12 protein-coding genes and 4 tRNA genes are annotated in these 10,842 nt (G+C 35.9%); 2 read left to right on the top strand and 14 right to left on the bottom strand.

Features of this window, described 5'->3' with window-relative positions; genetic code table 11:
- The 13 genes from ABX784_RS06305 to ABX784_RS06245 all read right to left on the bottom strand — a co-directional run.
- Positions 1 to 141 (bottom strand): GTP-binding protein (locus tag ABX784_RS06305; protein WP_372653961.1); only part of this gene is annotated, 141 nt, incomplete at its 3' end.
- A 264-nt stretch (positions 142 to 405) separates the two neighbouring features.
- On the bottom strand, positions 406 to 699 hold the full coding sequence (locus ABX784_RS06300; RefSeq protein WP_372653959.1) for a hypothetical protein: 294 nt from the start codon (positions 697 to 699) through the stop codon (positions 406 to 408).
- 83 nt (positions 700 to 782) lie between these two features.
- Positions 783 to 857: transfer RNA gene (locus ABX784_RS06295), tRNA-Thr, on the bottom strand.
- A 56-nt stretch (positions 858 to 913) separates the two neighbouring features.
- Positions 914 to 1,684, bottom strand: coding sequence for a hypothetical protein (locus ABX784_RS06290; RefSeq protein WP_372653958.1), 771 nt, complete (start codon positions 1,682 to 1,684; stop codon positions 914 to 916).
- On the bottom strand, positions 1,681 to 2,163 hold the full coding sequence (locus ABX784_RS06285; protein WP_372653956.1) for a hypothetical protein: 483 nt from the start codon (positions 2,161 to 2,163) through the stop codon (positions 1,681 to 1,683). Before ABX784_RS06285 ends, ABX784_RS06290 begins: the two co-directional genes overlap by 4 nt.
- 97 nt (positions 2,164 to 2,260) lie before the next feature.
- Positions 2,261 to 2,336, bottom strand: a tRNA-Gly gene (locus ABX784_RS06280).
- 42 nt (positions 2,337 to 2,378) lie between these two features.
- Positions 2,379 to 2,464: transfer RNA gene (locus ABX784_RS06275), tRNA-Tyr, on the bottom strand.
- 7 nt (positions 2,465 to 2,471) lie between these two features.
- A tRNA-Thr gene (locus ABX784_RS06270) sits at positions 2,472 to 2,547 on the bottom strand.
- Between the two features lie 157 nt (positions 2,548 to 2,704).
- Complete coding sequence (locus ABX784_RS06265; RefSeq protein ID WP_372653954.1) at positions 2,705 to 3,463, bottom strand: TrmH family RNA methyltransferase; 759 nt, start codon at positions 3,461 to 3,463, stop codon at positions 2,705 to 2,707.
- The gene (locus tag ABX784_RS06260) at positions 3,460 to 5,187 is read right to left on the bottom strand and encodes a proline--tRNA ligase (protein ID WP_372653953.1); all 1,728 of its coding nucleotides are present in this window, start codon (positions 5,185 to 5,187) and stop codon (positions 3,460 to 3,462) included. Before ABX784_RS06260 ends, ABX784_RS06265 begins: the two co-directional genes overlap by 4 nt.
- 141 nt (positions 5,188 to 5,328) lie before the next feature.
- Entirely contained in the window at positions 5,329 to 6,762 is a 1,434-nt protein-coding gene (locus tag ABX784_RS06255; protein WP_372653951.1) for a methyl-accepting chemotaxis protein, read from the bottom strand.
- 1 nt (position 6,763) lies between these two features.
- Positions 6,764 to 7,360 (bottom strand): hypothetical protein, encoded by a 597-nt coding sequence (locus ABX784_RS06250; protein WP_372653949.1) that lies wholly within the window; start codon positions 7,358 to 7,360, stop codon positions 6,764 to 6,766.
- A gap of 129 nt (positions 7,361 to 7,489) precedes the next feature.
- Positions 7,490 to 7,915: a hotdog fold thioesterase gene (locus tag ABX784_RS06245; RefSeq protein ID WP_372653947.1), complete on the bottom strand. Its 426-nt coding sequence runs from the start codon at positions 7,913 to 7,915 to the stop codon at positions 7,490 to 7,492.
- Between the two features lie 281 nt (positions 7,916 to 8,196).
- On the opposite strand from ABX784_RS06245, the gene lpxC reads away from it, so the two are divergent.
- Positions 8,197 to 9,117: a UDP-3-O-acyl-N-acetylglucosamine deacetylase gene (gene lpxC / locus ABX784_RS06240; protein ID WP_372653946.1), complete on the top strand. Its 921-nt coding sequence runs from the start codon at positions 8,197 to 8,199 to the stop codon at positions 9,115 to 9,117.
- A gap of 119 nt (positions 9,118 to 9,236) precedes the next feature.
- A complete protein-coding gene (locus ABX784_RS06235) occupies positions 9,237 to 9,863 on the top strand; it encodes a hypothetical protein (RefSeq protein ID WP_372653945.1) in 627 nt (208 codons plus the stop codon).
- Here the strand turns inward: ABX784_RS06235 and ruvB are convergent.
- On the bottom strand, positions 9,846 to 10,841 hold the full coding sequence (gene ruvB / locus ABX784_RS06230; protein WP_372653943.1) for a Holliday junction branch migration DNA helicase RuvB: 996 nt from the start codon (positions 10,839 to 10,841) through the stop codon (positions 9,846 to 9,848). The two genes, ABX784_RS06235 and ruvB, sit on opposite strands and share 18 nt — an antisense overlap.
- Position 10,842 lies beyond the last annotated feature (1 nt).

Here is a 10,842-nt window from a genome sequence, read left to right as displayed (position 1 = left end):
GAATTTCTTAACGTCTCCACCCATTGCATTTGCAAGAGTTACAGAAATTGCTGCTGTTAATGTTGTTTTACCGTGGTCAACGTGCCCAATCGTACCAATGTTTACGTGGGGCTTACTTCTGTCAAAAGATTCCTTTGCCATGACTAAGTCTCCTTAAAAGCTTGTTATATGAATCATGTTTAATATCAAAAATGAGTACAAAGTATCAACGAATATCGAGTCCATGACAAGAGAAAAAATCTTCCATCACAACTAAAAACAGGCCGAGTACCAACGCATTTCACTATAATCATCAAATGATTTACAATTTTACTTATCTAACGTCAAATAATTAAAGACGTTTTCGACAAAAAAGGCACGAACTTGAGTGTTATTTGATAAGATCTGTAAGTTTTATTCTAACTCTTACTTTGAATACAGAAAATACTCAACCGCTCTAAAGGCGCAATCCACTTTCGAGGCATTTGTTTTAGTTTCATCTTCAAAGCATTTTTCTTTAGACTCTTCCACTAAAAGCTGCTCCTCAACAACTAAATTTTCTTTACACGCTTGGTAAGCTCTCATCCCTAAGATGACGACAGCTTCATTCTCTACATAAACTTCGAGGGCCCCCTCGTGATTTATCGTAGCCACTCTACATGTTTCACTTACAGCAAAAATATTATGCGACAAAAAGAAAGCAAATAAGATTAATTTCACAGTAACTCCCCGTGTGTAAAAATCATTTATCTATTTGCTTGTTTGAAACGACAATTGTTTTGAAAATTTTACGTTAAAGAATATGGAGCTTGTGACGGGAATTGAACCCGTGACCTCTTCCTTACCAAGGAAGTGCTCTACCACTGAGCCACACAAGCACACTTCTAGACATGCTAGCTATTCAATATTAGGTGAGTCAAGTCAAATATATGAACTAGCGGCAAAGTGGAAATTTTCTTACAAGCTCTCCTATTGGACCGCCTGTACTACTATGAGCTGGCCTGAGCTTTTCCCAATAACTATTTGTTGGGAAGATACGCCCATTAGCTTTGTACATCCCTCTTCGACCCTTTAATAGCTCATTCATTATATCCATACTGCAAAGTATTTGGTTTCTTGGCTTAATCGTATCAGTTTCCCCAGAAGGAAACTTACAGTTCTCACCACGCCATGATCTATTTTTTTTCAAAGTATTAAGCTGAAATAACCCTCGCGGTCTATCTGAACTATTTGGAACTGCTCCTGTATTAACTTGATTCTTATCGCAAGAAGACTCTACCTGAGCGATTGAGGCCATCATCCAAATCCAAAATCTTTTTCTTTCCTCTGTATTAAGATTATACCAATTTGGACAAGTTCTTGGCTGTGCAGTCATTCCCCTAACTTCATCATCTAAAAAGTTACTGTCCTTACCGCCCTTTTCTTCAATATAGTCTGTAATGATTTTTCCCCACTCACCTTCTTCACCATTTCTTTTAATGAACCCTGTACATTTTTCATTAAAATAAACCCCATCTCTACGATGATCTAGTGGTAGTGAACTAAAACTTCTGTGCTCAGATGTTCTACAATCATGACAGCTACCATCAGGTGCCTTAGTCGCATTATTTATTTTTTTATTTACTCTTTCGATACTTATAATATCGCTCAAAGACCATGATTTTACACTCGTAAGCAGTAGTAGTGTAAGGAGAAGATTCTTCATATCTTTTCTCCACTTTTATTTTTCTTAAAAGTACACTCTATTTTCGACTCTAAACTTTTATAGATAATTGTGTTCTTACTAAAATGAATTTCCTGAGTAGATATACCTTCTTCTGAGACATTCTTACCTTCACACTTATGTACCTTAGTTACTTGTCTCAATAAGCTTTTTGAATACTCGTAGGTTTCTGTAACTGTACAATGGCCATCTTCTTTCATATCAATACTTGATTCTACAAATGGACCAAAGAACAGTTTATTCGATAGGATTAGACCCTCTTGAGGCTTCTTAGAGCTAACAAAGTCCAAACGACCCGCTCTACAAAACTCACTCGCCTTACCAACAAGGTCATAGCTTCCAACATAATTAGCTACTACTTTTAAAAAACTATCTTTTGATAATGACTCTGCACTAACCCCTATAGTGAACAAACTCAAAGTCAGAACAATTTTAAAAAAAGTATTAAATAATGAAGACATCTTAACCCCTCCCAGGAGCATCAGAGATATCATATCATTTTTGGAAGGGTTTCTTTAAAAAGGGAAAAAAAAAGCCTATCCGAAGATAGGCTTTTTTTGGAGCGGGCGACAAGGTTCGAACTTGCGACATTCAGCTTGGAAGGCTGACACTCTACCAACTGAGTTACGCCCGCATAATTATGAATTTTTCCATCCACTTATATAACGAAAGAAGATGGTGGCGAAAGATGGATTCGAACCATCGAAGGGATAACCCGACAGATTTACAGTCTGTTGCCTTTGGCCACTCGGCAATTTCGCCATTTAAATGGAGCTGGTTATAGGATTTGAACCTACGACCGCCGGTTTACAAAACCGGTGCTCTACCAACTGAGCTAAACCAGCATATTCCCAAAATTTAAATTTGTTAAGTATTTTTTTAACAAATTTTGATTTGATCCGAAGATTTAAATCGTTTCGAGAACTGAATTTATAATAGGTTCCTCTCTTAAAATCAACACTTTTTTTACTTTTTTTACATTTTTTTTAAATAAAATATTTATTATTTAAGCCAACGCTCCATAGCAATTGCCGCAGCAACTGAAACATTTAATGATTTTATTTTCCCTAAAGGCTCTATCGCAACTCTATGTTCTACAACTCGTGAAACAGCATTAGACATTCCCACATCCTCTGCCCCGAGAACTAATGCGACATGCCCCTTAAGGTCTAAGCTTTCTCCGTTTCCACTAGCATGCTCAGAGAAACCAATCACTGTTACATTTTTTTCAATTAGTTTTGTAATCGCTTTTGGAAGTGAAGAGCAAATAACTATATCTACATGCTCAATTGCACCTGAGGCGATTCTGGCAAACGAGGGACCTGTTCCAAAGTGACCCTTCGCCCCTGTAACAACACAATTTACACCATAAAAAGCTGCAGTTCTCATGATTGCAGCAGCATTATGAACATCTGTAACCTGGTCAAGACATAGAATTTTATATCTATCAGACTTCTCAATCTCTTCATAAAGCCAAGCAAGATCATAAGTTTCAACAGGATCAACAACCATAAAAATTTGAGACGGAACTCTTTGGAAAGACATCTCTAGTTCTTTATAGAATTGCTCTGCCATCTTCTGAACTTCATGAGGGCCAACAGTCTTAATGTCAAACTGTTTTAACTCTCTATCAAGCCTAGTCTTCTTTCTAAACTCTTTTAAACCATCTTGGGTTGCTATTATTTTTCTAACTGAGCCTGGTCTACAAACAATTGCTTCTGCAATACTATGAATTCCTACAATTAAATCAAATGTACTCATTTGTTTTCCTTAATAAGCGACTTTATCTTATCAACGACTTCACCTGGAAGTACTTTGAAACTTTCGCCACTTTTTCTTATTCTTATCTCTAGCATTCCGTCATTTTTAAAGTCACGCTCTCCAAATACAAGTTGGATAGGTAATCCTAGAAGGTCTGCATCTTTAAACTTAAAACCTGCTCCCGCTTTTCTATCATCAAAAACAACTTCTACACCGGCCTCTAAGAGTTCATTATATATACTATTTGCTAGCTCTTTATTTTCTACAGACTTAGTAATCTCAGCAAAGTAAACATGATAAGGCGCTAATGACATTGGCCAAACGATTCCCTTCTCATCATGGTGCTGCTCAACAGCCGCAGCAATAACTCTTGTTACACCTATTCCGTAACACCCCATAAGAGGAAACATTGTCTTTCCATTATTATCTAAAACGGTTGCACTCATTGCTTTAGTATATTTATCTCCAAGTTGGAAAATATGCCCAACCTCAATACCTCTTCTGATATCGACAACTCCTTGACCATCTAATGTTAAGTCACCCTTCATCGCGTTTCTTAAATCAGCTGTTTCGAAGTTTACAACATCTCTTTTTGGTGAAAGGCCCTGAAAATGAGTGTCTACTTTATTAGCACCAACGGAATAAGAAGCTTCAAGGTCTACCTGTGAGTCAAAAACAACCCTAGCTTTTGCCTCCAAAGCATGCGGACCAATATAACCTTTAATGAAACCTTCAGACATTAATTCACTATCTGTTGCTGGTCTTAACTCATCACTCTTTAAATATGCTGAAAGTTTTAATTCATTTAATGAATCATCCCCAAGAAGCAGAACGAGAACTGTTTCAACTTCATCACCTACAGTAGACTTGTATACAAGAGACTTTAAAGATTGCTCTTGCGGTACTTTTAAGAAAGTACAAACATCCTCAATTGTTCCCATATTTAGAGTTTCAACTTCTTTAATCGCTACAATATCTGTATCGAGCTTTAAGTTTGCTCTCTTTGTTTGGGCCTTTTCAATATTCGCTGCATAGCCTGTTTTTGAACAATAAATAACTTCATCTTCACCAGTGTCAGCAATTACTTGAAACTCATGAGTTTTCTGATCGCTATCTGCCATCGCTCCACCATCAGCTTCAACGGCACTAAACTCCAATCCTGCTCGAGTAAATATTGCTTCATAGGCCTTATATATTCTATCGTAAACCTCATCTAAAGACTCTTTATCTGCATGAAAGCTATATGCATCTTTCATTGTAAATTCACGCCCTCTCATTAAGCCAAATCTTGGGCGAAGTTCATCTCTAAATTTTGTATTAATTTGGTATACCGTTACAGGAAGGTTTTTGTATGACTTAACTGTCTTTCTAAAAATATCTGTAACCGCTTCTTCGTTAGTTGGTGATAAGCATAGGTCGCGTCCCCCCTTATCTTTTACTTTAAGCATTTGATCACCCATAGCATCCCAACGACCTGACTCTTGCCATAATTCACCAGGAGTAACCATGCTCATTAAGATTTCGTGGCAACCTGCTTTGTCGAGCTCTTCTCTTATAATTTGCTCTATCTTACGAATTGCTCTGTATCCAAAAGGAAGATAACTGTAGAGTCCAGAACCCATTTTATGAATAAGCCCAGCTCGTACCATCAATTGATGTGATGGTATTTCTGCATCTGCAGGAACTTCTTTATATGTTTGCCAAAATCCTGACGATAACTTCATCTAATATGTCCTTGTAATCAATTTTCTCAATGAATTTTAACCTAGATACACAACTTTAGATAGCCTTACAAGCCCTTTGAAATCTCAATAGGCCCTTCCCTCTGCTTTTTATACAAAAGCATTATTTAGTACTCAGTTTGTTTATACTTCTACTACTTTATGAGATCTTTGCTTTTTTTTAGAAAGATTACTCTGAAGAGAGCTCAGCATCTTCGAATCTTCCTCTAGACGTTTTGTTATATCTTCTATTTCTCTTAATTGTTGAAGACTTTTGTTTGAAGAATCGTCTATTGAAGAGAGAGCACTAGAAAGCTCACTTACCCCATCACACTGCTCATCAGCACCTTCAGAAATGATATTTAGTGAAGCTTCTTGATTTACAGAGTTACTTTCTACAACAATAAAAGACTGCTTTAACCTATTATTTATATCCTCCCAACTTGTAAAAGCATCCTCTAGACGGCTCTGAAAGTCTGATAATTTATTTGATATTGTTCCTACTGACTCACTAAGTTTATTCCTACTATCTTCAACAATTTTACTAATCTCTTCAGAGGCTCTCCCAGAACTGGTTGCCAAACCACCAATTTCCTCAGCGACTACAGCAAAACCTTTCCCTTGCTCACCTGCTCTAGCAGCCTCTACAGATGCATTAAATGAGAGAAGCTTTGTTTGAAAAACAATATCGTTTATAATTCCTGTCTTTTCACTAATTGTATTTACTGAATCAACTACAGACTGCAACTGTGAAGCTGATAAAGACTGTAGATCTTCCATCTGATTTTTAATTTCGTTTAGTGATTCAAGAAAGCTCTCTCCATCTTTTATAACTGCAGAACTTTCTCTAACAGAGCTCTGTGTCTGCTTCATTAGGTCCAAGGTCTCTTCTATTTTTTCTTTTGTTTTGATCGCCATCTCAGATATTCGGCTTGCACCTGTTGAAATTTCAGAGATAGCACTTGAATTACTTCCAGTAAGATCTAAGAGAGTTGAGCATGATTTACTCGAAGATTTTGAGGATGAGTCAATACTTACAACCAGTGGTTCAATTTCTATTTGAATCCGATCTTGCAAGTCCAAACTCTTCTTAAACTGATTCGAAAGAAAGAAGCATGCTATAGACTCAACCACAACAAAAGCAGCATGAATAATAACGATATAAATACTAGCATTATAATTAAAAACACTTTCAGGTAAAAAGTAGAAGAATGATACATGATGGATAGCCGCAGTTAAAGCTGCTGCGACAATCGTATAAGGGTTAGCAAAAATTGAGAGAATTCCAATAAAAACAAAAATATGAAAGTGCCACTCAATCATTCCTTTACCTAAATGAATCATCGTTGCCGATAACGCCATTGAACTAAAGCCCATTAGAATAGCCGGAACATTTAAATTTTTAAAAACTAGTTCAAATATCTTTTGCCCAACAAATAAGACAAGTGGAGCTCCAACAGCAATCGATACCTCAGTGTCAAAGAAGTTTGCCATATAAAGAAATACTGGAATATGCAAAAGAATAGCAATATTCATTATTTTCAAAGATTGCTTTAAATTTTTCTCATATATCTTCATCCTATATCTCCCTATACTTCAAACCAAATGGATCAAGTAGTTTTTTATATTCCTTACTTACAGCGCATCCAATAACTGGTTTAGAGCTTATAGTTCTTCCTTTTTCCAACTCTGCAATATATCCCGCAACATTTATATCAGTGAAAGGGGTTATCGCTTGCTCACTATAGCCGCCGACATATTTTGTAACTTTATTTTTGTTGTATATTACAAGAAGAGGCACACCACGGACTGAGCCCTTATCTTGTTTATTTATTGTAGATGAAAGCAAAGATAAAACTTCGTAACCTTTATTTTGCAATTTTGAACTCATTGAGTCTTGATGATCATCAAAGAGAACTACTGTTTCCTTAATTTCTTGAGGATCATATGGGGCCCTACTCATTAGATGATTGAAAATGTTTTTTGAACAGCTACAAGCTGGGGTTAGAAAGTGAACAACACCATAACTTTTAATATTTGAAGAGTAGTTTTCTATAGATAAAGCAGTAGGTTCACTCGGGGATAAGTTTACATAATGCCAAGAGTGCATTACTCCAACAACTGCTGAAACACTAACCACCCAAATAAATAGAAAAGAATACTTTAAAAAAACCATTCCTAATTATCGGCTATAATAGTTAGCGAAATTACAATCGCAGACTATAAATAGTACAAATAGACCATTTATGCCTATTAAAAAAGAGTTATTTACACTTAAAAAGCTATAAACATCTGTATTTGCGTTTTACTTTTTTAAAATTATTGCCATAGTTAGTCTCGAGATACAAACCAACTCTTCCTCTTCGTTAAATATCCTAATATCCCAAACGTGAGAACTCTTTCCTATATGTACGGCCTTACAAATGGCTCGAACTAGCCCAGAGCGGGCACTCTTCAAATGGTTTGCATTTATACTCTGCCCAACAGCTGCAAACTTAGAGTTATCTACAGCTAAATTAGAGGCAATACTCCCAACACTCTCGGCAAGAACACAGGAAGCTCCCCCGTGCAATAAACCAAAAGGCTGCTTAGTCTTTTCATTAACAGGCATAGTTGCTTCAAGGCCATCAGAATTTATGGCCGAAACCTTAATGTCTAGAAAGCCAGTCATGCTCTCTAACCCCATTTTATTCACTTGTTCTAGCTCGTAATTCCTAAACCATATACTCACAGATACCTCATTTTATTGGCAACAATATCAATTATTTACAAAGTTAGCCTTTAAGAATGTCTCATAACTATACAGTAACTGGAAACATTACAATTTGGCTAAATTCTAATTCAAAAATAGACTACAATCTGTTAAATATCCTTTTCTTAGAATTTGGATATAAAAAGGCAATATTTTCTTACCTCAAGAAAAGTTAAGAATTGTCAGGTATCATAAGTATTTGAGTTGCCATATGTGACACACAAGGTTATCTTGATAACTCAATGAAATTTGGAAGGTAAATGATTTATCAACGTACATTAGCAAAAAAAGTTGAAGTTACTGGAATTGGTATTCACTCAGGAAAAAAGGTTACAATGAACCTCTACCCTGCTGAAGCTGATTACGGTATTCAATTTAAAAGAGTAGATCTTAAAGACGCACCCGTCCTTAAGGCCGAAGCTATGTCTGTTGGAGCAACAGAAAATAATACAACCATTGGTGGTGGTATCAATGCTGTTCACACAGTAGAACACCTTCTTTCAGTTCTATACGGACTGGGAATCAACAATGCTTTTATAGAAATAGATGGTCCAGAAGTCCCAATTATGGACGGATCTGGTGCATCATTTGTTTTTCTATTAAAAGAAACAGGAATACAAACTTTAAACAAGTCTAAGAAATTTCTTGTTGTCTTAGAACCTGTAACTGTTGAAGTTGATGACAAATGGGCAAGAATTGAGCCTGCATCGAAACTTATTATAGATTCAACAATTGTATTTACTCACCCATTAATTAAAACTCAGCAAAAGAGTTTTGAATTTTCGTGTGAAAACTACATCAAAGAAATTGGTAGAGCGAGAACATTTGGTCTACTACGTGATGTTGATATGCTTAAAAGAAAAGGCCTTATTAAAGGTGGTTCTCTAGACAACGCTATTGTTCTCGATGAATTTAAAGTTGTAAATGGAGAAGGCTTAAGATTTGCTGATGAATTTGTTCGTCATAAAATCTTGGATACAATTGGTGACATAAGTCTTTTAGGCTATGAAGTTGCTGGTAAAATTACGACATTTAAATCTGGTCACAACCTACATAACCTTCTTTGCAGAAAGCTCTTAGAGACTCCGTCTGCTTACGAAATCGTTTCAGCAAACTCTTTACAAAAAGAAGCTGTTGAAGCATTCGATCTCCCTCAAAATATTTTTCCAACATTCGCCTAAGTACTAAATAGTCCATAAGCTGTGCGAACTCTATGTATATTTTTTACAATATAGCTGAACTCAATTCAGGCAACTGCTATAGTTCCCTATCGTTTAAAATGTTAACCTTAGGGATCGCTATGAAAGTTTTAATTTCAACTATAATTCTTCTGTCTTCACTTTCAGTCTTATCAAGTGAGTCATTACCAGTTAGTAAAGTATTTGATGGTACGTCTGCAAGTTGTGAAAAGAAAGTTGATATGTGGAACTATAGGTTTCAAGCTCATAAGATCAAATCTTTTAAGACTAAAGTTTCAAAAGATTCCCTTAATGTTGATATTGAAACTGTAATGCTTTCTTGTGAACAAAAAGATAATGGATATGGCTTTTTTGAGAGAAATTTATTTTCTGATTTTGGTTACAAAGTACCTTCAGAGTTAGATGAAAATGGTGAAGTTCTTTTTAACAATATTACTGTTTCTACAACTTCTGCAAAAGTGATTATTTTAAATGCTAAGGATTATTCAGAGGTTTTATCTATTAACGTAAATCCATCGAATGAAAACGTTTTAAAGCTTAGTGACAGTGTAGCACTAGACCAAGTTTTATCTAAAGAAGAATTAGCACAATACAATAATGGAAAAATTGTTAAAAAGAGCTTAGATATATTTCTTATAAGAGAATTAAATATTGAAGATGAAGAATCTTCTCTTAAACACAGACAATCTTACGGATCATTTAGAGTAACTCTAAATCTTTCTAAGTAAGTGCTTCTTAGTCTTCTCTGAGATCTCTCGACCTCTTGGGGTTCTGATTAGGAACCCCTCTTTTAAAAGAAACGGCTCATATACATCTTCGATAGTCGATCTATCTTCTGATAGTGTTGCACAAAGGGCCTCTATCCCTACAGGTCCACCGCTATAGTAATCATGAATAACCTCTAATACTTTTCTATCCATTCGATCTAATCCAAACTCATCAATCTCCATTAGCTCTAACGCTTTAGCTACAGCGTCTTCACAAATTGAGCTTTTTCTATCTACTATTGAAAAGTCTCTCACTCTTCTAAGAATCCTATTAGCAATTCTCGGTGTTCCCCTAGAGCATCTTGCAATATGATTCTTAGCCTCACCCTCTAGACCAATATTCAGCTTCTTAGAATTGTTTTCAACAATTGTGGCCAAGTCTTGGTGCTCATAAAAGTCAAAGTGTAGATGCGCCATAAAGCGATCTCTTAGGGGGCTTGATAGAAGACCAGATCGTGTTGTTGCTCCAATAAGTGTAAATGGAGATATTGCTATTTCCATCGTTCTTGCTGAAGCGCCATCTCCAATAAGAATATCTAGTCTATAATCTTCCATTGCAGAGTAAAGTATTTCCTCTACGGCAATATTCATTCTATGAATCTCATCAATAAAGAGAACATCCCCATCTTCAAGATTTGTAAGAATTGCAGCAAGGTCTCCCTTTTTTTCAATTGCTGGCCCAGAAATAACATGTAAATGAGAGTCAAGAGCATTGGAGATAATCATCGCTAATGAAGTCTTCCCAAGACCAGGAGGCCCTGAGAGAAGTACGTGGTCCATGGCCTGTTCTCTAATTTTAGCAGACTCAACCATCACTTCAATATTTTGAACAACTTTTCTCTGTCCAATATATTCTGAAAAGTTTTGAGGCCTCAGAAATACTTCCTGCCTCTTTTCTTCATTATTTGTATTTGTTTCTAATACTCTTTCATCACTCATA

This window comes from Halobacteriovorax sp., from assembly GCF_041587335.1.
In the GTDB taxonomy this organism is placed as follows: domain Bacteria; phylum Bdellovibrionota; class Bacteriovoracia; order Bacteriovoracales; family Bacteriovoracaceae; genus Halobacteriovorax.
Note: the sequence above shows the minus strand (reverse complement) of the source record. Positions and strands in the feature narration are given on the sequence as shown.